The sequence below is a fragment of the Sphingomonas sp. BGYR3 genome, assembly GCF_025153455.1.
GTDB lineage: Bacteria > Pseudomonadota > Alphaproteobacteria > Sphingomonadales > Sphingomonadaceae > Sphingomonas.
The window spans coordinates 2,007,349-2,028,800 of sequence record NZ_JANZNT010000001.1 but is presented as its reverse complement, the minus strand read 5'-3'; the positions used below and the strand labels follow the sequence as shown (position 1 = coordinate 2,028,800).

At 64.9% G+C, this 21,452-nt stretch carries 20 protein-coding genes; 8 read left to right on the top strand and 12 right to left on the bottom strand.

Annotated elements, in window-relative coordinates; genetic code table 11:
• Nucleotides 1-91: 91 nt before the first annotated feature.
• The 5 genes from NYR55_RS09595 to NYR55_RS09575 all read right to left on the bottom strand — a co-directional run bounded on the left by NYR55_RS09595 (nt 92) and on the right by NYR55_RS09575 (nt 2,724).
• A complete protein-coding gene (locus NYR55_RS09595) occupies nt 92-463 on the bottom strand; it encodes a hypothetical protein (protein WP_260021033.1) in 372 nt (123 codons plus the stop codon).
• A gap of 291 nt (nt 464-754) precedes the next feature.
• On the bottom strand, nt 755-1,426 hold the full coding sequence (locus NYR55_RS09590) for a lytic transglycosylase domain-containing protein (RefSeq protein ID WP_260021032.1): 672 nt from the start codon (nt 1,424-1,426) through the stop codon (nt 755-757).
• The gene (locus NYR55_RS09585; protein WP_260021031.1) at nt 1,423-2,016 is read right to left on the bottom strand and encodes a S26 family signal peptidase; all 594 of its coding nucleotides are present in this window, start codon (nt 2,014-2,016) and stop codon (nt 1,423-1,425) included. Before NYR55_RS09585 ends, NYR55_RS09590 begins: the two co-directional genes overlap by 4 nt.
• The gene (locus NYR55_RS09580) at nt 2,009-2,236 is read right to left on the bottom strand and encodes a helix-turn-helix domain-containing protein (RefSeq protein ID WP_260021030.1); all 228 of its coding nucleotides are present in this window, start codon (nt 2,234-2,236) and stop codon (nt 2,009-2,011) included. Before NYR55_RS09580 ends, NYR55_RS09585 begins: the two co-directional genes overlap by 8 nt.
• A gap of 167 nt (nt 2,237-2,403) precedes the next feature.
• The gene (locus NYR55_RS09575; protein ID WP_260021029.1) at nt 2,404-2,724 is read right to left on the bottom strand and encodes a DUF736 domain-containing protein; all 321 of its coding nucleotides are present in this window, start codon (nt 2,722-2,724) and stop codon (nt 2,404-2,406) included.
• Nucleotides 2,725-3,504: 780 nt separating this feature from the next.
• On the opposite strand from NYR55_RS09575, the gene NYR55_RS09570 reads away from it, so the two are divergent.
• On the top strand, nt 3,505-4,659 hold the full coding sequence (locus NYR55_RS09570; protein ID WP_260021027.1) for an ATP-binding protein: 1,155 nt from the start codon (nt 3,505-3,507) through the stop codon (nt 4,657-4,659).
• Between the two features lie 189 nt (nt 4,660-4,848).
• Here the strand turns inward: NYR55_RS09570 and NYR55_RS09565 are convergent, their stop codons facing one another.
• The 5 genes from NYR55_RS09565 to NYR55_RS14990 all read right to left on the bottom strand — a co-directional run bounded on the left by NYR55_RS09565 (nt 4,849) and on the right by NYR55_RS14990 (nt 10,302).
• Nucleotides 4,849-6,702, bottom strand: a complete 1,854-nt coding sequence (locus NYR55_RS09565) for a ParB/RepB/Spo0J family partition protein (protein WP_260021026.1) — start codon at nt 6,700-6,702, stop codon at nt 4,849-4,851.
• A gap of 88 nt (nt 6,703-6,790) precedes the next feature.
• Nucleotides 6,791-7,225, bottom strand: a complete 435-nt coding sequence (locus NYR55_RS09560) for a DUF2958 domain-containing protein (protein ID WP_260021025.1) — start codon at nt 7,223-7,225, stop codon at nt 6,791-6,793.
• Nucleotides 7,222-8,265 carry a zincin-like metallopeptidase domain-containing protein gene (locus NYR55_RS09555; protein ID WP_260021024.1) on the bottom strand — a complete coding sequence of 348 codons (1,044 nt, stop codon included), beginning with the start codon at nt 8,263-8,265 and terminating at the stop codon, nt 7,222-7,224. Before NYR55_RS09555 ends, NYR55_RS09560 begins: the two co-directional genes overlap by 4 nt.
• A 471-nt stretch (nt 8,266-8,736) precedes the next feature.
• Entirely contained in the window at nt 8,737-9,465 is a 729-nt protein-coding gene (locus NYR55_RS09550; RefSeq protein ID WP_260021023.1) for a hypothetical protein, read from the bottom strand.
• A 201-nt stretch (nt 9,466-9,666) separates the two neighbouring features.
• A complete protein-coding gene (locus NYR55_RS14990; RefSeq protein ID WP_260021022.1) occupies nt 9,667-10,302 on the bottom strand; it encodes a DUF2285 domain-containing protein in 636 nt (211 codons plus the stop codon).
• A 393-nt stretch (nt 10,303-10,695) separates the two neighbouring features.
• Here NYR55_RS14990 and NYR55_RS09540 point away from each other — a divergent pair, with 393 nt between their 5' ends.
• The 7 genes from NYR55_RS09540 (at nt 10,696) to NYR55_RS09510 (ending at nt 16,498) form a co-directional block, all read left to right on the top strand.
• Nucleotides 10,696-11,424 (top strand): LuxR family transcriptional regulator, encoded by a 729-nt coding sequence (locus NYR55_RS09540; protein WP_260021021.1) that lies wholly within the window; start codon nt 10,696-10,698, stop codon nt 11,422-11,424.
• 79 nt (nt 11,425-11,503) lie between these two features.
• Entirely contained in the window at nt 11,504-12,121 is a 618-nt protein-coding gene (locus tag NYR55_RS09535) for an acyl-homoserine-lactone synthase (RefSeq protein ID WP_260021020.1), read from the top strand.
• Nucleotides 12,122-12,156: 35 nt separating this feature from the next.
• Nucleotides 12,157-13,008 carry a phytanoyl-CoA dioxygenase family protein gene (locus NYR55_RS09530; RefSeq protein ID WP_260021622.1) on the top strand — a complete coding sequence of 284 codons (852 nt, stop codon included), beginning with the start codon at nt 12,157-12,159 and terminating at the stop codon, nt 13,006-13,008.
• Nucleotides 13,005-13,625, top strand: a complete 621-nt coding sequence (locus NYR55_RS09525; RefSeq protein WP_260021019.1) for a GntR family transcriptional regulator — start codon at nt 13,005-13,007, stop codon at nt 13,623-13,625. The genes NYR55_RS09530 and NYR55_RS09525 overlap by 4 nt, the downstream gene beginning before the upstream one ends.
• 99 nt (nt 13,626-13,724) lie before the next feature.
• Nucleotides 13,725-13,838 carry a benenodin family lasso peptide gene (locus tag NYR55_RS09520; RefSeq protein ID WP_260021018.1) on the top strand — a complete coding sequence of 38 codons (114 nt, stop codon included), beginning with the start codon at nt 13,725-13,727 and terminating at the stop codon, nt 13,836-13,838.
• A gap of 213 nt (nt 13,839-14,051) precedes the next feature.
• On the top strand, nt 14,052-14,744 hold the full coding sequence (locus tag NYR55_RS09515; protein ID WP_260021017.1) for a lasso peptide biosynthesis B2 protein: 693 nt from the start codon (nt 14,052-14,054) through the stop codon (nt 14,742-14,744).
• Nucleotides 14,745-14,908: 164 nt separating this feature from the next.
• The gene (locus NYR55_RS09510) at nt 14,909-16,498 is read left to right on the top strand and encodes an asparagine synthase C-terminal domain-containing protein (RefSeq protein ID WP_260021016.1); all 1,590 of its coding nucleotides are present in this window, start codon (nt 14,909-14,911) and stop codon (nt 16,496-16,498) included.
• On the opposite strand, the gene NYR55_RS09505 is transcribed toward NYR55_RS09510, so the two are convergent.
• Together NYR55_RS09505 and NYR55_RS09500 are read right to left on the bottom strand one after the other, a co-directional pair.
• Nucleotides 16,425-18,404: an Atxe2 family lasso peptide isopeptidase gene (locus NYR55_RS09505; RefSeq protein ID WP_260021015.1), complete on the bottom strand. Its 1,980-nt coding sequence runs from the start codon at nt 18,402-18,404 to the stop codon at nt 16,425-16,427. The genes NYR55_RS09510 and NYR55_RS09505 overlap by 74 nt on opposite strands.
• Before the next feature lie 107 nt (nt 18,405-18,511).
• Nucleotides 18,512-21,394: a TonB-dependent receptor gene (locus tag NYR55_RS09500; protein WP_260021014.1), complete on the bottom strand. Its 2,883-nt coding sequence runs from the start codon at nt 21,392-21,394 to the stop codon at nt 18,512-18,514.
• Nucleotides 21,395-21,452: the final 58 nt, after the last annotated feature.

Below are 21,452 nucleotides of genomic sequence, written 5' to 3'. Positions count from 1 at the left end.
CCCCCTATCAATGCCGTCCGAGCCAGGTCCTGAAAAAGCCGGGACGCAGGTACCTGACCAGCATCCTTGTCCCGGCGATTGGCGCTAGCGATCAGTGCGCTGTTGCAAAGGCCTGACGTGCCGCCTGTTCGCTTCGGAACTGACGCCGCCCGATCAAGCCATGCGCGTTCCCATCGCCGTCGACGATGCTCACCGCGACGAACCAGCGATGATCCAGCCTACTCAGGACCGCGATCCGATCGAGCTCGACTGCATCCTCCTCGGCGCTGCCATAGCTGCCGAGCCACCGTTCCGTGACCCGCGCCTGCCAGAGAAAATCGCTCTCTTCGGCTTCGATGAACCGCTGCGCCAGCGCCTCGCCCGCTCCGTGCCCGAACTCGATCTCGAGGCCCGCAATCAGCGCCTGCATGACCCGATCTGTTTGATGTGCCGATACCGCCTCGACCGCCTGAACCATGATCATCTCAACCTCCATCGCTTGACATTCTCTTCATTGAGAACAGCCCTTCGAAGACGGTCGGCGGAGCGGCTGTCAGGGCCGCGCAGGCGCAGCCGGAGCGCCGCGAAGCGGCGGCGGAGGAACCGATTTTGTTGCGCAGAAACGAACAACGGCGCGCGCGAAGCGCGCTCCATATCGCGGCAAAATTGGAGGGGCCGCCGGCCTTGTACAGCCGCTGCGACGGCCGTCATGCTTGGCCTTGCCGAGACGAGCCCTCCCCTCCGTCTCGGCAAGGGACCCGCTTTCCCCCTGCGCCTATGGTTGTTCGGACGATGCTGGCGCTTGGGTCGAGAGCGGTACAAATAAGCCCTCCGCTGCGCTGCGCGGGTCGACCTTGTGATCAGGATCGGCGCGTCGGATGGCGAACAGGGGCGTTGGCAGCACTGGCGATCCTGGAGCGGCGGATTGGCCGGGTCGGTCGCTAAGCTTGGCCAGATAGGCCCGGGTCTCGGCAGGGAGCGCGCGTCCACTGGTCACCCATGCGGCATAGCGCGCAGGCCCGGCATGATAGGCACCGAACAGGCCCGGATAGCCGAACCGGTCATACATCATCCTGAGGTAGAAGGTGCCGGCAAGGATGTTGTCGCGGGGATCGTGCGGGTCCGGCCCGAGCCCAAGCCTTGCACGCAGTTCTGCCCAGGTTCCGGGCATGATCTGCATCAGCCCCATCGCCCCGGCATGGCTGGTGATCGGACGGCCATTCAGCTGCGTCTGGCCGCCGCTCTCGGCCCGCATCACCCGCTCGATCCATTCGAGCGGGATGCCGAAGCGCTGCGACGCTTCGCGCGAATAAGGCCGCCATCGGCCAACCGGATCAGTCGATCTCGGCTGCTCAGAGGCCTGCGCTTCTACCTCATCGCCCTTGGCAGCGGGTGCGGCAGTAAACAGAACCAAGGCCCCGCAGACGATCATGGCGAACCGGCTCACGATCCTGTCTCCGCTGCACTCCAACTCCAGATCGGATGGGCTGTCCCGACAACATCTGCGGTTCGGCTGGGCCCAAAATAGCGTCCGTCGAACGAGGCTGGGCTTGCTGGATTGAGGAGGAGGAGTTCGCCTTTGGCGAGCGTCCGACACCCCTTCCATTGCAACATGGCACGGCCAAACCGGTCCGCTTTAAGCCGCCGGGCGACCGTTCGGCCATCGATCGTCAGGCTGGTGCCGACGCCACAGATCCGCATCCCTGTTACTGCAGCGACCTGCTTGATCGCGGGAACATTGGACGGCAGATAGCGCCGCTCGGCGGCAAGTTTGCGAGCAGGTCCGGGCAGCCACGCAACCACAAGATCGCCTGGGACCAGCGTGCGCGCTGGCCCCACCCAGTAAAGCCCGATCGGCACGCTTGCGCTCGCATTCCAAACGAGGCGCGCGCGCGGCGGAAAGACAATGGTGACCCCGAGTGCCGCAACGCCAAGCGCGAGCGCGAGACCGCGACGGCGAAGCTTGCGGCGCTGGCGACGATGCCGCCTCAGCGCGTCTTCAAAGGCGAAGAGCGGCAGGTCGCGGGGATCAGCCATGATCGCCGCCCCGCGCATTCGCCGCCGACCAGGCCTCGATATCGTCGATATGATAGCGCCAGGTCCGGCCATGCCGACGACAGCGCGGCCCCTTGCCGGCCAGCCGCATCGCCTTGAGCGTCGAGCGCGCAATGCCGAGATGAAAAGCGGTCTGCTTGGCGGTCAGAAAGGGGCAGGTTTCGCGCGCGGCCTTTGCGCGCGCGGCGGCGGTGTCGTCCATGAGTGCGAGGTCCGTGCTGGGTGCCGCAGCCCAATGCCGCGGTCATCCAAAGCTGGCCCAAGCCCGCCGCTCCGGGCAGGGTCGCAAATCGATGGATGCGTTTTCGACCCCCTCTCTTGGCGCGAAGGGTGCTCCCGCGCCGTCTGGCGCGGGAGCGATCAGGGGGCTCAGTCGGCCGGGTTCCAGATGATGGCGAAGGTGTCGACATCCTCCTGGCCAGCAGCGCGGCCGAGATTGGCGTAGATCCGACGCGGGCCGAATTCGGGGGCGGCAAGGCTCAGTGAGACATAGTCCTTGCCGGACAATTCGCTGCGCCGGACCCAACCCGCGCCGACCTCGACCCCGCTTGCCGTCACCCGGTAATCGGGCTGGGTGTCCGAAGATTTGGAGCGGTTGGGCAGGATCTCGATATCGGTGCGGATCGAGAGGGTCTTGAGCTGGCCCTTAAAGGCTTCGCCGTCGCGGGTGACATAACCGATTGCGGGCATTGATCGTCTCCTTGAATGCTTCGCCCGAACCATTTCCGGGCGATGGGCGGACCAAAGGAACGGGGGACGGGCACGGGAACCCGCCAGGGCCGCAGCGTCAGCGAAGGACCGGAGCGCAAGCGCTTATTTGGAGCGAAGCGGCCGCGAGGAGCCGGCATAGCCGGCGGGGAAATAAGGGCGTAGCGCGATGGTTTGGCGTGACCGGCACCCGTTCCAGGTCATACGCCTAAGGAGCCGGAAATGATCGGCGCGCGGCAGCCGGACGATCCTGATCCGCATCGATGTCCATCCTGCGAATCGGTCGATTAGACGGGCTGCGATAAGGCTCTCAGAACGCGAGATAGCATGCCCCCAACCCGCTCAATCGCACTCGGTCCAACAACGATCAGCGGCGGTTGGCATGGTCCGGTGAGGCTGCTCCGATATGCCTGATAGCTCGTACAGCAAGTGCAATTCATTCCCTCACCGTCGATTGCACCCGGCCGATTTCGGCGCTGCTTTATTGCCAATCGGGACGCGCCTGACGGGCAGGCTTAGCTCGCCTGCATGATCATCGCCCGGCGGTTCCGGCTGACCCGCAATCGCGTCGGCGACTGCGGCACTGGCGCGGATGAACGTCGGCAGCACGGACAATAAGGGTGTCGCGGCAAATGGCACGGAGCGACCGCGATCCCGGCCATCTGGCGCTTTGAGCGCAGCCATATCGGATTGCGGGCGGCGACCCGTTCGAAGCCCATCATCGGGGCTACCTGTCGCCGGTGGAAGCAGTATGCTGCCCGCATGATTGACCAGCCGCTCGACACCATCGACGAAGCAGCCCTCATGCGCCTGATCGACAATCAGGTCGGCGAACGGCGGGACCTTGAGTTCAAGCGCGACCTTCCGGGCGGGCGCGATGACGACAAAAAGGAGTTCCTCGCCGACGTGACGGCGCTTGCCAATTCGCAGGGCGGCGATCTGATCTATGGCATCGACGAGCGGGACGGGATCGCTGCGGGCCTGCTGGGACTAAGAGTGGACAGCCCCGATGATGAACTGCTGCGACTCGAGAATATTATTCGAGATGGTGTAGCGCCCCGGCTCATTGGGGTGCGCATGAAGTGGGGAACGCTGGCATCCGGCGCAGGCGTGTTGGTGATTCGCATTCCTGCCAGTCTCGCCAGTCCGCACCGGGTGATTTTCAAAAACAGCGGCAAATTTTATAGCCGCAATAGCCGGCAGAAATATGAGATGGACGTGCATGAACTCCGCCATGCCTTCACTGAAGCAGACCAACTCTCGACGCGGTTTCGCGCGCTTCACCATCACGCAATTCAAATGGCGCGCGGGGTCGATATGCCGGTCTTTATGGGGGGTGAACCCCGCGCCATCGTATCGGTGACGCCGCTGGACTATTTTCGGAAGACACTCGATCTCCCCGTGGTTTTCGAGAATGCGATCGCGCCTGTCCGGGCAGCCCAGTATCGCGGCTTTGATGCAATCGATACGCTCGAAGGCGTGCTGATGCATGTGCCGGTTGACCGGGAGCACGGACTTGTTGGCAGTTGGTCGATGACGCATCGAACAGGTCGCGCCGACCATGCATGGTTGATCGGCGCTGTCCGGGATAATGGTGGTGGCGAACCGGATAGGCGGGTCTGGATACCGCGATTCGAGGAGTGTTTGCTCGAAGCGACCGTATCGACCCAGAACCGATTTCGCCCCTTCAATGTCGAGGGGCCGTGGGTGATCCAAGCCACCATATTCGGCGTCCGGAACTACGCCTTGGCCTTGCCGCATGACTATGCAAGCCGCCCTGCCTTTCGCGATAGAGCGCTGCTCGGCGAGTTGCGGGTCGACCATATCGATGAAGCCGCACTTGAGCCGCTGCTCAGGAATTTCTGGTTGCTGTTCGGAGAGCGCCGACCGGAGGGCAGGGCCATCGCGGCCCGCTAACCGGGAACCAACATTCTCGTAAATGGGGCGCGCTTGGCTTCCTCGGGTTAGCCAAGCCGCCGTCTTGGGCTGTCCCAAAAATGCGCGCGCTGCGGCCGATCCGGCTGCAGCGCGCGCCAAAATTTTGACCCCAGCATCTGACCGCACTTAGCAAAACAGACGGGGCGGCAATCCGCCCCGCCCTCAAGGTCATGCCGCCAGCTGGACCGGCTCACCATTAGCCGGATCGCAGGCCGGATCAGGCTCCGGCGCGGCCAGCGCCACAGGTGCGGCGGGCGGCTTGGGTGGTGCCACCGGCACCCGCGCCGCCTCGGCCATGGCATGGGCATTGAGCGTGCCGACCCCGCCGCGCTCGGTATAGGCAGCGGGCGGGAACGCCATCCAGCGCGGCACCCAGCGCTCAACCTTTGACCTCCCGTCGTTGCCCTCGAGATGGTCAGTGACGATCCGCTTCAACGTCTTGCCCTTTTCGCGGGCATTGGCGGTGGCGACCGGCTCGCCTGCGACATCGGCAACCAGCGCGGTCAGCACCTCGCGGTCGCGGACCAGTTCGAGAAAGGCGGGATCGGCCTGCCACCAATCGGCCATGTCGAGGCCAAGGGTAAGGCCCACCGCCTCCACCGCCGCGCTGCCCGATGCGAGGCTCTCGCCCATGATGACCGCGATCACGTCCATGATCGCGGTATCGGGCAGGTCGAGGAGCCGCCAGAACAGCGCCACGACCGGATCGCCGCCTGCCGCCTCGATCATGCTGCCGATCACGGTCGGCTCGTCGGGCGAACAGCCAAGCAAGGCGAGCACGGCGCGGCGGCGTTCATCGAACAGCGTCTCGCCGCGCGATGTCTCGACGCTCTCGCTTGTCGCCTCATGGCGCGCCGATTGCGGCTCAGCGCGCACATTCCAATAGGGCGATGCGGCGATGGCATGGGCGACCAACAGCCGCAGCGCGACGGATGGCGCGCCAAGCAGCGCCGCGCGCGCGGCGGCATGGCGATGGAGATCGAGATAGTCCTGCATCGGCCCGCTCAGCTCTGGCCGCGATGCCTTGGCCGGAACCGCGCCACCCCCTTCCGAGCCTGCCGCGCGCCGGGCTTCCTTGCGCGACAAATAGCCTTCGTGGAACACGGCCTCGCCGCTGGTGCGCAGTTCGATATAGATGCGCCCGCCCTTGCGCTTGGCGGTCTTTTCATAATCCCAGCTGTGGAATTGATCCGAAATGGGCACAATCACGACATCGGCCCATCCGGCGTCGAGATAGGCTGTGCGCCGCGCCTCGACCGCTGCCTGCTGCGCTGCCCAGAAGGCATCGGCATCCGCAAACCAGCGCTCCTCGCCGAACAGGTCCGAGACGATGGCAAGGCCGCTTGCCTCGACATCGAACAGGGCGTGCCGCACCGGGATCGACTGGCCGCCGAACAGCCATGCTTTCAGCTGATGGCCGGTCGGGAGGTAAGCTTCAGGGTCATCAGCCAGCGCCAGCCAGTCGCGCTGCTGGCTCTTGCTGGCGAGGGTGAGGTGTCGGACGGTGGCAGCGTCGATGGCCTCGCGCGCATACATGTGCCGGATGCGGGGCAGGAGATTGCCAAGCGCCAGCACCCGGCGGACGGTGAGGTCGGGCAGGCCGAAGGTCGCGGCGATTTCCTCGGGCCTGCGGCCTTGCCGGACCAGCCGGGTGAAGGTTTCCCATTGGGTCACCTCATCGGGGTCGAGCCGGGCGAGATTTTCGATGAGCGAGGCCTCGATGGCGGCCGCATCGTCGCCTGCATCGAGGATTGCGCAAGGGAGCGGTTCGGGCTGTCCGGTTTCGTCGGCGACGATCCGCGCGGCGTGATAGCGACGGCTGCCCGCGACGATCTCGAACAGGCCGGGCGCATTCCCCCCAGCGCATTCGGAACAGGGCTGGGGGCGGACCATCAAGGGTACGAGCACGCCGCGCGCGCGGATGGTGGGGAGGATATCGGCCACATCGGGCGCTTTGCGCGCATAGCGCATATTGGCCTTGCTGACCGCGAGCTTGTCGAGCGGGATAAAATCGAGTTTCATGGGACTGCTCCTTGTGAGTGTCGGTCCGCCGCGCTTTTTTCCGGAGGTGGCGGACCGGCTTTTCAAAAGCGGCGAAATGCGCCGCGCATCATCCAGCCTTGTCCCCATCGGGATCGGTCGGAAGCTCGGGGTCCGGGGCAGGCTCGCTGCGCCAGAGCATGGCCTCGGCCATGAGGATCGATCCGGCGCGGCGCGCGGTATCGGCCCAGACCGACAGCGGCAGAGCGCTCGAGAAATGAAGATCGCGCTCGATGCGAAGCCCGAATGGCAGGCGCAAAGCGGCGATTTCGCACAGGCTGAAGCTACCGAGTTCGGGGCAGCCAAAGCCGAGATCAGCCAGCCCGAACAAGGTGTCGCCATCGGCGTCCAGTTCGGTTGCAAGCCAGGTCGCTGCGCCCAGCGGATTGAAGAATTTGACGACCGGGGCGGGGTCGGGGTGGGGGCCGCCCGCCGCCACGGCGCGGCGATGGCGCTCGGCATTGGCGCTGAGGGCTGCGCGCAGTTCGCCGGTGAGGAGCATCATGCCTCGGCCCTCCCCTGCTCGCGGTCGTCCGCCTGCACGCCAGTGCCGGGCAACCGGGTAAGCAGCCAGTCGGCGGCCTTGCTGGCCTGCGACGCGGCGCGAACAATCGCGCGCCCGCGCGGCCCGTTTGTCCCCCGGACGGCCGGGTCATCGCTCAAATCGGCGCGCAGGACATCGAGCCAGCTGGCCAGATAATCGGCATGGCGAACGGTAGGGGTGATGCCCAATGCAGCGCACAGAAAGGCTGCGCCCATCTCTGCGACCAGCTCCTCGCGGGCATAGTCGCGGCTCCCGAACGCGCCTTTCTGGTTGCGATCAAGCCGGGTCGGGTGGCCGGTCGCATGGGTCAGTTCATGCAGGCAGGTGCGGTAATAGTTGATCGGCTCGAAAAAGGCAGGCTGGGGCGGGACCTGCACATAATCCGCGCCCGGCGCGTAAAAGGCACGGTTGCCGCCGATCCGGAATTCGACACCGCTCGCTGCGATCACTGCCTCGGCAACCGGCACGATTTCCCGTTCGGGGAGCGGCACGGGCTCAGGGGCAAGGCCGGGGTCAAGGCCTTCGCACTGCGCGACATTGAACAGGGTAAAGCGCTTCAGGAACGGAATGGCCCTGGCATCGTCGCCGGTTTCGCGGGCGCGCTCGCGTTCGGCTTCGGGGGTGAAACGGTCAGCATAGACGACAGTGGTACCGCGCTCGCCCTTACGGACACTTCCGCCTGCTGCCTGGGCCTGCCGGAAGGTCAGCCAGTTCTGGCTGGGAAAGTCCTGCTCAATGACCGCGCCCCAGAGGATCAGGATATTGATGCCTGAATAGGGCCGCCCGGTCAGTGCATTGCGGGGAAGGCCGGGCGCGATGCCGGTGGTATCGGGACGGCCCCAGGGCTGGACCCATGGAAATCGCCCGGCCTCAAGCTCGCTGATGATCCGGTTGGTGACCTCGTCATAAAGACTGGTGCGCGGTTCGGCTGGCGGCGATGCCTGCCGGATGGCTGGGGCCTTGCGCTTGCCATGGGCAAGACGGGCAGAGGATGCTGGCATAATCGTGCCTCCATTCCCGCCCAAAAACCGACATGGCCTCCCCGGAAAGCGGGGGTGGGCGGCAAAGAGCGACCGGCAAGGCGCGGGCACGAGCGGTAGCGGCACCCGAAGGGCCGCAATGGGAATGAAGGAGCCGGCCCATAGGGCCGGCTTGTCGCTGCCGCGTCCGCGCCTAGAAGGGAGCGCCGCCCACTCCCGCGCCTCCGGGAGAGGCAACAGACAAGGCCGCCGCGCGCTCGCGCGGCGACCACAGAAACGCGCCAGCGATCGTTACCGGCAGGCCGAGACCCGCCATGCGGGGCTCGGCGGCGACGGACAAAGCCCGGAGCCGTAGAGCGCGGTCGCGCGGGACGCGCAGGGCGCCTCTAACCGCCAAGACCTTTGTCCCACGAAAGTCGCCGCACGGCAGACCATTGCGTCAACCGGCGGATAGCCGCGCCTAGCGGTGAGTCAGTTTGGCTGTCGTATTAGCTATTCTGGGCCAAGCATCTGCGCAAAAATGTCTTGCAGCAGTGGCGCACTGGCCAGGTCCCGTCGCTCGGGCGCGGCGAGGTACAAGGGATCATTGCCATTTGCGAGATAGCGTGCCCATTCTGCGGGCCAGGCGCGCTTATCCGTCTTCAGGAAGAACTGCAGGCCGGCGACCTCGAAATGCCACACCGACCGGTTCATCAACTTCTGGCGGTAGGGCGCGATGGCGATCCGGGCGGGGGTGGTGCCATCGATCATCAATGAGGATCGCCCGATCAAGAGCTCCAGGGTCGCTGGCGCGCCGTTAAACAACACCGCTTCCAGCAAGGCCCGATAAGGCCCTAAATTCAGCCCAAGGTCTTGGCCTTCAGGACAGACGACCTGCCGCCACACCATGGCATAAGCGAAGTGAAGCAGCTTGTCCGGGCGAGGATTCGCGATTTTATAGCCTGGACGTCCGTCCAAAGGCACCGCGTCCCGCTCGAGACGTCGAGCAAACCGAACGAAATAGTCGTCGCCGGCACCGCATTGGGTTTCGTGCAGGCTGCAAAGGTAGCGGTCATCCCATGGGCCATTCTGCCGGTACCGAATGCCTGTTCGATGGCGGCTTCCCTCCACCAATTCCCGAGTGTCATCGCGAATATCCAGCATCAATGCGCGTGGAAACAGGTGCGCCTTTACCGTCGGCCCTTCGCCGCACACCACGCATTTGCCGGATGGATTTGCCATGCGCCGAGCCTGATCGCGTTAGGAAAAGGGGCTGTGCAAACGCAATGGGGCGATCTTCAACATCATCACTGCAATCTAACTTCAGGGATTTTGGGGCACCAGCCTGATGGTCGATATCCTCGTTCATGCGCGCTGACTGACATTCTGCCCTTACGTGCGGGATCATCGAATGCGCCCAATGAAATGGCAATTGGTGCCATGTCAGCCTGGCCGGTCCCCGCGCCTCAATAGTCTGCGATACCCCCCGGCCGCCATGGCAAGTGCGTCGCGGGCGAGCCGCCGTGTCCTTGAACGCAGCGAATCATTCCCTTGATCCCGGGCCGCGCGCACCCGATCCTCTCCAAACAGAACCATCGCAATCTCGCGCTGGCTAGCGCCGTCCATAAGCGCGTCATGGACGCGCAGCATCGTCAGCCAGCGGTCCATTCTGGGCTCAGGCGGAAACAAGGACCGGGCGAACCGGCCATGACGGCATAGCGTGATGAGACGACGAAGCGGCATGACCCGCGCCTCAGAAGTGGCGATGCCGCGCATGGCAAAGTCCAGCAGCACCGCCGGATGGCCCGTGAGGCTGCCTTGTTCGACATCCAGCCGAATGCGCCGCCATCCATCGGATAGAACCGCATGTTCGCGGCCATCGCCGCCGGTCACGCTGACCAGCCAAGGCGCAATCCGGTCCCATGGAATGGCTTCCGGATCGCCCGGATCGGCCGGGGTCGCAACGACGCTCAGCGTGCCGGGATCGATCGCGCGGTGCCAGAGGATACGGGCTTGATGGGCTTCGCATGCCGGATCTTCGGCAAAAATGTACCCCCCATTGAACGGGAACCATGGCACTCGGAGCCTCGCCGCAGGTCACTGCGCTCGCGGTGGCATACCAGGCGAGATAATCGGGATCGCGGCGGAGCCATTCCCACATTAGGCCCGCCCGATCGATGCCGCGCAGCCGCGCATAGGCACCAGCATCGCGCCAGTCCGGCCAGTGCCTGGGTCCAGCCCAGTCGCTCACCGGTCGGCTGGCCTGCCAAGCCAAAAATTAGGCGTTTGGCAGCCTCTTTTTTGTGGCAGCGCAGCATGATAGGCTGGGCCCAGAACCAGAGTTGCCGGAAGGCGGCCTGAGGCCCCGTCTTCCAGCCCTAACCAATTGGAAAGGGCGGCCTTGGGAGTTGCGGTGGCTTGAGACGCCGCCCGGGGCCGTGATGCTGCCCGATGGGCAAGCACGGCATGATCATGGAGTTCGAGCGCCTGGTCGAGGTGCGAACCGTGGATGATCTTGACCTCGCCATGCAGGCGGCAAGTGCGATGCTGGGCTTTCAATATTTCGCGCTCAGCCATCATATCGACCTGAGCGAAGCCCGGGGCAGTGCCATCCGGCTGCACAATTATCCCCGGCAATGGGCCGATTACTATGAGCGCAACGCGCTTGGCGTTTCGGATCCGGTGCACCGGGCGAGCCATGTCACCAGCATCGGCTTTTGCTGGTCGCGCATGCCCGAGATGATCCCGCTGACCCCAAAGGATCAGCGCATCCTGGCGATGGGGCGCGAACAGGGCATTGGCGAGGGGTTCACCGTCCCGGCGCATGTCCCTGGCGAATTGCGGGGCTCCTGCTCCTTTGCCAGCGAGACGGGCCGGCCGATCCCGGTCGACCAGCTTCCCATGGCGCAGCTTGCCGGCACATTCGCATTCGAGAGCGCGCGGCGCCTCTGGGTGAAGCGAGGGCATCGATCGCATCCGCCGCCGCCAGTGCTGACCGACCGGCAGCGCGATTGTCTCTTGTGGGTCGCGCGCGGCAAGACCGATTGGGAAACCGGCCAGATCCTTGGCGTCACCGAAGAAACGGTCGCGCGCCATATCAAGCAGGCCTGTGCGCGGTACGGGGTAAGCAAACGAACATCCCTGGTGATCCGCGCGCTGTTCGACGGAACGCTGACGTTCACGGATATTGCGCGCCGCTGATATCCCCCTTTCTGGGAATAGCGCTGCTGCCTGATCCCGATCGATCCTTGGCGAATCAACGACCAAGGGAAATGCGATCATGCTTCATGTCAGCCGCTTTGGATCCGAGCCCACCCCGGACGGCGTGCTCCGCTCGATGTTCGCCGCGCGCAAATCGGTCTTTGTCGATCTCCTCAAATGGGACGTGCCGGTCATCGAGGATGCGTATGAGGTCGACCAGTTCGACGACGAGCATGCAACCTATCTGGTGCTGGCCGATGCCGATCATGCGCATCTCGCCTCGGCCCGCCTGTTGCCAACGACCCGCCCGCACATCCTTGGGGATTTTTATACCGAGCTGTGCGACACGCCGCCCCCTCAAGGTCCCGATATTTTCGAGATCACGCGCTTCTGCCTCGATCGCCGGCTGAGCACCGCCGACCGGCGATGCGTTCGAGATGAGCTCATCACTGGCCTTGTCGACCACGCCTTGAGCGCTGGCATCACCCGCTATGTTGCCATTGCCGCCACGGGCTGGTTCCAGCAGATGCTCGGCTTTGGCTGGCGCTGCCAGCCGCTCGGCAACCCGGTGACCATCGAGGGGGTCTCGCTGATCGCGCTCAGCATCGAGATCGATCCCGAGACGCCCGCCCGCCTTGTGGCGGCAGGCATTGGTTCCGGCAGGCCGGGCAGCGCTGCAAAGCGGGCCGCAGCATGAGCGCCGCACCGATCGCCAGCGCCAGTGCCAGCGAGATGGACGCCACAGCGCTGGCAAGCGCGCTTGGCGAGACTGGCTATGCCATCCTGCGCGGTGCGCTTGCGCCCAGCCTGATCGCCGGGATCGATCGGGAGCTCGAACCCGATTTTCGGGACACGCCCTTTTGCGAGGGCAGTTTCTACGGCGATACGACCAAAAGGTTCGGAAGGCTGCTCACCCGCTCGCAAGGGGTTGCCGCGCTGGTCAGCCATCCGCTGATCCTCGCGGCGGTCGAGCAGCTGCTGCTCCCCTGGTGCGACTGTATCCAGCTCAATGTCGCGCAGGCAATTGCCATTCATCCAGGTGCGCCCGCCCAGATGCCGCACCGGGACCAGGAGATGTGGCGGGTCCCTGCCGGCGAAGCCGAATATCTCGTCAATGTGATCTGGCCGCTGACGCCGTTCACAAAAGAGAATGGCGCAACCTGTGTCTGGCCGCGCAGCCATGGCCGGCATGCGCTCGCACCCGAGCCCTCCGAGGCGAGCGTTGCTGCCGAGATGGAGCCGGGCGATGCGCTATTGTTCCTCGGCTCGACGCTGCATGGTGCTGGCGCCAATCGCAGCCAGAGTGTGCGCCGGGGCATCGTGATTGGCTATTCGCTGGGCTGGCTCAAGCCCCATGAAAATCCCTGGCTGGCCTATCCACCAGCGGTTGCGCGGCATTTTCCGCGCGAGCTGGCTGCGCTTGTCGGCTATCGCCAGCACCGGCCCAATCTCGGCAATTTCGAAGGGCAATGCCCCTCGATCCTGCTCGATGGAAAAGGCGATCAACGGCTGGGCGCGATCGATGCGCTGCTGCCGGAGCAGACCGCGATGGTCGATGCCTATCGCGCGGGCCAGGCGGGATGAACGCCGCCGGTCCGACCGCCGAGCGCGTCTATGATGCGATCAAGGCCCATCTGCTCGAAGGACGGGTCAAGCCGGGCGCAAGGCTCGATCCGGCGCAACTCGCCGATCGGTTGCACAGCAGCGTGACCCCGGTTCGGGCGGCCCTCAATATCCTGGTCGGTGAGGGGCTTGTCCAAACCGGCACAGGCGAGGGGTTTCATTTGCCGCTGATTGACGAGCCCGCGCTCAAGGATCTTTATGCCTGGAACGCGGATATCCTGACGATCGCCTTGCGCGCAGGCACCGGTGCATTTCCCGAGGCGAAGAGCGTTGAGATCGCCCAGCACCCATGGATGCGGCCTGCTGCATTGTTTGCAGCGATTGCGCGGCGCTCGCCCAATCTCGAGCATGCCCGCGCCATGGCCGGGCTCAATGACCGGCTCCAGGCCGTTCGCGTTGCAGAACAGGCCGTACTGCCGGAACCTGCGGCTGAGCTCGACCGGCTGGACGGTCTCCTTCTTGCTGAAAATACCGCCCCGCTTCGCTCGGAGCTGCTGCGCTATCACCGGCGGCGGATCGGCAGTGCCGCCGCGATTTTGCGCCAGCTCTACCGGATGCCGGACGCCAATCTCGGATAATCGTCGAATCCAATTCATATTCAATTCGGATCGCTAAGCCGCGCGCCTAGCCTTGGGCGTGCTGCATTCCCGCAGCGATTGAACCAGGAGCAAGGCATCATGACCCATGCAATGATCGACCTCGGTGCGGCGAGCATCGAAACCCTTGGCGGCACTGGCAACCTGCCGGACCTGATCCGCTTCGTCGAAGCCTCGGGCCTTTCGGACGACTGAGCCGCACGCGCACCGGCGTCGGCAACGGCGCCGGTGTCGCAGATGCCCCTGACCAGAACGAAGGAGAACCGACATGGCGGCAAAAGCCCGATTGATCGATCTCGGCATGGCAAGCGCGGTGACCTTGGGCAGCGAGGGCATGATGCCCGACCTGGTCCGGTCGATCCCGCAGGCCGGGCTGTCCGAGGATTGAGGCAGAGGCCGGTGCCGATCATGGTACCGGCCGCTGCTTGCCCCGTCATGGCCCATTATTGGCGCCTTTCCGAGCATGGCACCGTTGCCTTGTCTGCCGGGCGAGCGGTGTTCCTCAATGTGGCGGCCGATCGCTATGCGATGCTGCCGCCTCCTCTGAACGCCCCCTTCATTGCCTGGCTCAACGACCCCGCTCGGCCGCTTGATGCCGACTGCCGGGACAGTCTTTGCCGGTTGCTGGGACTTGATCACGATGCAGCGATCCTGCCCGAGCCGGTACCAGTCACAATCCCCTTGCAGCTCGAGACCGGTTGCTTGCCGAGCGTCGCGTCGGGGCTAGGCACGGCCCTGGCGGCAGCGCGGACGGTGCGGCGGGCCGAGCGCATGCTCAAGACCCGGCCTTTTGCCGATAATCTCGCCCGCCGCCGCGCCTTGCTGGCGATGGGCCGGGATGCCGATCCAGTTGCCATTCTTGCGCGGGCGGGCCGCTTCTGGTCGGTTCGCCATCTTGCCCCGGTCCGCCGGGTTTGTCTGCTGGATTCGCTTGCCTTGCTGGACTGGCTCGCGCCCCGGCTTGGCGGGGTCGAGCTCGTCTTTGGCGTGACCGCTTTGCCCTTTGGTGCGCATTGCTGGGTCCAGACCCGCGATGCGCTGCTCGGCGATGCGCCCGATACGATCGGCCGCTATGCGCCGATCCTGCATCTTTCGGCATGACAGATTGGTGTGCCTTGCTGGCGCTGCCCGGCGCGCCCGGGCAGCTGGATCGCGCAGGCGAAGCGCTAGCGCGCACAGGGCTCGATGAACAGGCGTCCATGCCCGGTCTTCGGTTCTTTGGCGGCGGAGCCCTAGCGCATCGACGGTTCGATGATGGACAAGGCGTGCTCATCGGCCAGGTGTTCGATAGCCAGGGCCAAAATGCGGCCGATGCGCTTCGATCATCCCCGCCTGAAAGCGATGCCCTGATCAAGCGCTACTGGGGCAGCTATGTCGTGATCCGGCATACCCCCTCGGGCTGGTCGGTTCTGCGCGATGCGTCGCCGCTCGCTGCCTGCTATCTGGTTCGACGGGGCAAGGCCTGGGCAGTGACCAATGCGCCACGCCTGCTTCAGCATGCAGGGCTGTTTCAGCCCGCCCTGGATTGGCCAATGATCGTGGCTGCCCTTGCTTGCCGGGATTGGCGGCCGCCGCGCACTGGCTTGATCGGGGTCGAAGAAGTGTTGCCCGGCACCGAGGCGATGCTCAGCGGCGCGGCCGCGCGCTATCGGCGCTGCTGGCAAGCCTGGGATCATGCTCCGATGACTGGCCGCAAGGTCCCTCCTGAAGCGCTGGTCGAGACAATCGATCGCTGCGCAGGGGCATGGAGCCAACTTTATCGCCGCCCGCTCATTGAGATTTCGGGTGGGCTGGATTCAGCAGTGGTTGCCGCAGCGCTCATTCCATGGGCAGCGGAACCCAGGCTCATTACCTTTGCCGCAGGCGAGGGCGATCCCACCGAGCTTGGCTATGCCGAAGCGATTGCTGAAGGGTTCGGGATCGATCTGGAGGTCACCCACCCCCAGATCAGCCAAGTCGATCTGCTCCACTCCGCTGCCGCGCCTTTGCCGCGCCCCAATGCCCGTGCCTTTACCCAGGCGAGCGACTGGCTGAGCCTTGAATATGGCCCGCAGCTTGGCGCTGATTGTTTTGCGAGCGGCGGGGGCGGCGATGATCTGTTCGGCTATGGCCGCTCGGTCCTGCCGGCGATTGACCGGTTACGGATCGAAGGGCCAGGCCCTGCCGTGATCCGGAGCTTGTCCGACATTGCCCGGATGAGCGATGCCACACTGTGGGAAGCCCTGGCGCAGTTCTGGGGGCGGCTAAGGACGCCGGGCCAAGCACCCGGCCATCGGATCGACGGCGCGTTCCTAAGCGCTGAGGCAATGGCAATGGCTGCGATGCCGGCTGCCCCGGATCGAGCGGCCTGCCGCATGCCGGGCAAGGCAGCCCATGTCCATGCCATCGCTACCCTGCCCAATCATCTCGAAGGCCATGGCCGAGCAGGGTTTGCTCCGGTTCTCTTTCCCCTGCTCTCCCAGCCGATCATCGAACACTGCCTTGCCGTACCAAGCTGGCAATGGAGCGAGGGCGGGCGCAACCGCGCGCCCATCCGCCAGGGCTATGCCAGCCGCCTGCCCCGAGCAGTGATCGAGCGGCGTTCAAAGGGGGCGTTCGATGGCTTTTGCGCAAGGCTCTATGACCAGAACCGAGCACTGATCCGGGAGGCGCTGATCCAGGGCTGGCTTGCCGATCAGCATCTCCTCGATCCGAACCAGGTCGAACAGGCGCTGGCCCAGCCCGTGCCATCGGCCCAAATGGTGATGCGGCTCCTGGCGCTCATGGATGTCGAGGCCTGGGTCAGGAGCTGGGCTGGTCCGCCACTGGCTGCCGGTCCCGCAGCCCGTCCCAGCGTCGATATTGCCCGGCCTTGAGGGGATCGGGATCGGCTCGGCCGTTCAGCCAATAGTCGAACCAGTCGATCCCTCGCTCATAGACGGCGAGCCGCTGCGCCGGGCGCCATTTCTGATGAAAGGCATCGGGAAAGACATGCATCTCAACCGGCGCCTTGTGCCAATTGAGCGTCAAATAGGTTTCGAGCCCCAATCGATATTCGTCATCGGGCAGCTGGAACAGGATCGGGACCTTGATCCGCTCGGCATTGGCAGCAAGCGAATAGTCGTTCCAGAATGCCGCACCGGGGGCATTGGGGCCGGGATAGCCCCAGCGCTCAACGGCCTCGGCATAACCGGGTCCGGCAGCGAAATGGACGCTGCTCGGATCATCGCAGCAGGAGCTCATTGCTGCCGCGCGGAAGCGGGACGAATGAATGAGCGCGAACTGGACGCTGGCTGCACCATCGCTGAGCCCGGAAATGCCGATCCGGTCAGGATCGACAACGCCAAGCGCGATCGCCTGGTCGATCCCGGTTTCGATCGCACGAAGCATGCGCCGCCGCTCGGCAAAGCCGGTCATGCCAATGCGGATGAAGCTGTCGATATCGGCAGCGCCGGAACCGGTAGCGGCGGGTGCCACGCGGTTGAAACTGAACACGGCAAAGCCCCGAGCGGCAAGCGCATGGACGGGATATTCATCGCCCGTGCCGCCCCGCAAAAAGCCCCGGCTTTGATATTGGACGACGACCAGCGGGTGCTTTTCGCCCGGCCGGTGGGTTGGCGGGAGCACGAGATCGCCATAGCCAGCAACGCCGTCACTGGCAGTCCAGCGCAGCCTTTGGACCTTGCCCATGGCGACCGAGGCAAATTCGGGATTGGGATCGAAGACCACGTTTGAGCGGCCACGATATGGATCGAGCCGGGCGATGACCCTTGGCCGATCGGCTGTTTCATGGGCGCACACCAGCTCGCCGGCGAGCGGCTGGCACCCGAACCAGGCGTCGACAGTCGCAAAGAGCGTTTTGGGGGCAGCATCTCGCCCGATCCGCCAGCGCAGGAAGCGGGTGACCCCGCCATTTTCAGGCGTGCCGCTTGCCATGAGGAGAAGGTCGCGGGGCCCCTGCCACCACAGGGCACCGGTCGCCTGGCAGGCCGGGGTCTCACAAACCAAGCGGCGAGGACCCACTTCGACGATCAGTCGGGATGAACCCATCCCCTGGCTTGGATCAACCGGCTCGAGCCAAGCGCGTGCGCCCTTTGCATTGGCCGTATAGAGGCGAGCCCCTGGCGGGAGCGGAGGCGCCTTGGTCGCCTCGGCCGGGATGGGACCGGCCGCCTGGCCGGTTTCGGGATCGATCCGGCGTTCGACAAAGGCAATGGGAAGCGGCGGGCGCGGCCTTGCTTCCGACAAGGTCCAGAAGCGACGATCATAAAGAAAGCCGCGCCGCCCTTCCGCATCGATCGCCGCCTGGGCCCCCGCCATTGGCCGGGTGGTCACAAGGAGCGTCTTGCCATCCGGCGCCCAGCGCACGGCGCGGACCTCCTCCTCGCCTTGGAGGACGGGCCACGCCCCACCCCCATCGGCCCGTGCGCGCCAGACTTGGGTGAGGCCCTTGTCGCGCCTCAGATAGACAAGCCATTCCCCATCGGGCGACCAGGCTGGCGTCACCCCCTCGATACTCCCGACAGGAAGGTCCGGAATGCCCCGCACATCGCCGCGCGCCAGGATGGGCTCGCCGCCCAGATCGACCAGGCGGGGCGTCTCGCCTGGCCGGAGCGGAACAATGACGAGGCCGATGCAGAAGCGGTCGGTGTCAGGATCGCCGCGGCGAAGGACAAGCGCGACCTTAGTGCCGTCGGGCGACAGGCTGAACGGCGCCGTACCGCCCACGAAATTTTCCGGGCCGCCAAAATCTCGCAGCCGCGCCAGATCGCCCGGTTCCACCGGGCGCGGGGCCAGGATAACCGGCGCGAGGAGCGCTTCGCGGCAGCCAGCCCATGCGGGGATGGGCTGGCAGAAAAGGACCGCACCAAGGGCCGCGAGGATGCGCCTCACCATGACTTGCTCACCGTCAGCGCAACGACCCTGCCGAGCGGGCTGGCATTATCGGGATCGAACCCCGCTGAAAAAGGCCCGAGAAAATAGGCAGCGCGGGGCGGATCGCGGTCGAAGAGGTTGGTGGCACCAAGCGACAGGCTCCATCCCCTGCCCGGTCCGGCATCGCCGAAGCCATAAGCAATCTGGAGATCAACCGTCGTCCAGCTGGCGACCTGCTGGGGTGTGGCACTGGTCAGATTGGTGTAGCTGTCGATGTAATTGGCAAAGGCAGAGACCGTCCAATGTTGGTCGGACCAGGCGGCTCGGGCGCGCAGCCTGAGATCGACCGGGTTGCCGAGCCGGTCGACGACATCGACCGCCGGTGCCGTGGCGGTGAGACCCTGGCGGATGGTGAAAATATAGGCGCCGGTCAGGCCGAGATCGGCCGTCCCACCCAGCGCATCGAAGCGGTAGCCCAGGTCAAGATCGAGCCCGCTCTGCCGGACGACCGACAGATTCTGGAGCCGCGCATCGATGAGCAGTTCAATGTCGTCCGGCGCGAGATTGAAGGGGTTCTGGAAAACGGGCGCTGCAAAAAAGCCCTGGATGGTCGCCAGCGAAGGATTGGCATCGATAATGCCTTCATAGGTTGGCCGGTTGACCAGAAAGGCCAGCAAATTGGCGGCCGGGGAATCGATCCGGTCGCGATAATCGATATTGTAGTAAGTGAGGCTGGCGGTCAGGCCGGGAAGGACAGCGGGCCGAAGATCGAGCCCAAGCGTCCAGCTGGTCGCGCGCTCGGCACGAAGCTCGGGATCATTACCCCGAATGACGAGCACATTGGTGGTGCCGGTTACCGAAGCGGGATTAGGCAGCGTGAAAGCGAAGAACAGCGAATTGGCAGGGTCCTGGCGCAGATTGTTGAAATTGGGCGCTCGGAAGGATTTGCCCCAGGTACCGCGCAAGGTCGCGCCGCGAATGGGTTCCCAGGCGATGCCGAGCTTCGGATTGGTGGTAGCGCCAAAGTCGCTATAGCGTTCGGCCCGAAGGGCCGCAGAAAGATCGAGCCGGTGGAGCCCCGGCAAATCCAGGCCCTCGCCAAAGACCGGGATGCTGAGTTCGCCATAAGCAGCGCGGACATTGCGGGGGTCGGGAAGATCGATGGGCGCGAGCGTCACCGGGGCGAGCGTCGAGACATCGCTGATCGTCGGTCGCGCGCGGTAGCGCTCCTCGCGATATTCAGTGCCGACCGCGAGCCGCAGATCGCCAGCCGGCAAGGCGACGAGCGGCCCATCGGCGCGAAGCGCTGCCGACCAGACGCTCCCGCCATTGCCAGCGCTGGTCGCTCCCCGGATGCGGGCAATAGCCGCCGGAGTGTTGGTGCCGCCGCTGCCGAACAGGTTGTAAGCCGTGGCCGGATCGGGATCCGCCAGGGCCGCAGCAAGCCGGGCCGTGTTGATTCGATTGTCGATCCGGCGCTCTTCGTCCTGCCGCCCCCAGGTTCCGTGGAGGTCAATCGACCAGCGGCCAAGTTCGGCCGCTGCGCCAAGGCTGAGGCCATAGGCCTCGACACGGCCGCTCGTTGTCTCGGGGCCGAGATCATCGACAAAGCTGTACTGGACGCGGACCGGCTGGCGCGTACCGATCGGATCCACATAAAAGGGATTGGTGACTGGGACGGTGCGGGTCGCATTGCTGATCGGGCGCTCGCGCTTTTCAAAGTTTCGCGACGAATAAAGGCCGCGCGCATAAAGGTCGAAGCCCGGCATGAACTCCTGCCTTGCCGCACCATAAACCGAGTGGCGCCGCTGGTCGGGAAGCAGGTCGGCCTGATCCCAGTCGTTGCCGGGGTTGAAGCGGTTGGGAATGAGGTCACCGGCCTGGAGATTGCGACCATCCTGGCCGGCCGGAATGGCAAAAATCTGGCCATTTGCCGCGATGATCGTCCCGGGACTGGCAAAGCGGTTCCGGTTGTCCGTGCCGCCATAAGCGCGAAGATCGTCGGTCGCATAGGCGCGGGCTGACGCCCCCAGCCGGGTCCGGCGATAAAATTCATAAGCGATCATCGCATGGCCGGTTCGCCAGCGTGTGCCAATCAGCTGGCTCGCCACCACATCCTCGGCATCGCCATCGGCGGTCGCCACCCGAAGCCGGCTTTCGGCACCTGAAAAATTACTGCGCGGGATGATGTTAACGACGCCTGCGACCGCATCCGAGCCGTAAATTGCCGAAGCCCCATCAGCGACGATCTCGATCCGCTCGATCGCCGAAGCAGGGATCATCGAGACATCGCTGAAAATGCCGGAAAAGCCGCCCAAAGGCGGCCGGTCGCCATTCAGAAGAACGAGTGTCGAGCCGGTCCCCAGGCCGCGCAGGTTGATGCTCGAGCCAGCCGCCGTGTTGAGCCCTGATTCGGACTGGAAGGAGCTGACGCCGGCGGTCTCGCCTGGCGAGCCCCCGAAATTCTGGGGAATGGTCTGGGCAATATCCTGGACGGTCGCATAGCCGCTGCGCTCGATCGCCTTGCGATCAATCACCGTGACGGTCGAACCGACGGGTCCTGAACCCCGGATCCGCGTACCCGTGACCAGAATGTCCTCATCAACCCGGCGTTCGTCTGAGGTTTCTGCGCTGCTATCCTGTTCGATAACCAGCCCATCGCCGGCGGGTCTTGCCCTGAGGCCAGATCCGGCCAGCAGGCGTTCAACTACTTCATCGAGCGTGAATGCACCGCGAACCGCCGGTGCCGTCTTGCCGCTGAGGCGCTCGGCGGGCGCGGCAATGCTCCGGCCGGTCTGGGTTGCGACGATGCGCAGCGACCGGGCGAGTGGCTGGGCTGGCAGATCATAGGTCTGGCGCTGCGCCTGTGCCGCAGCGGGTGAGGTATGCGCCAGCACAAGCATGGACATGGCAAGCGGCAATGCGGATTTGGCAAGAATGGGCATCGACAGGGGT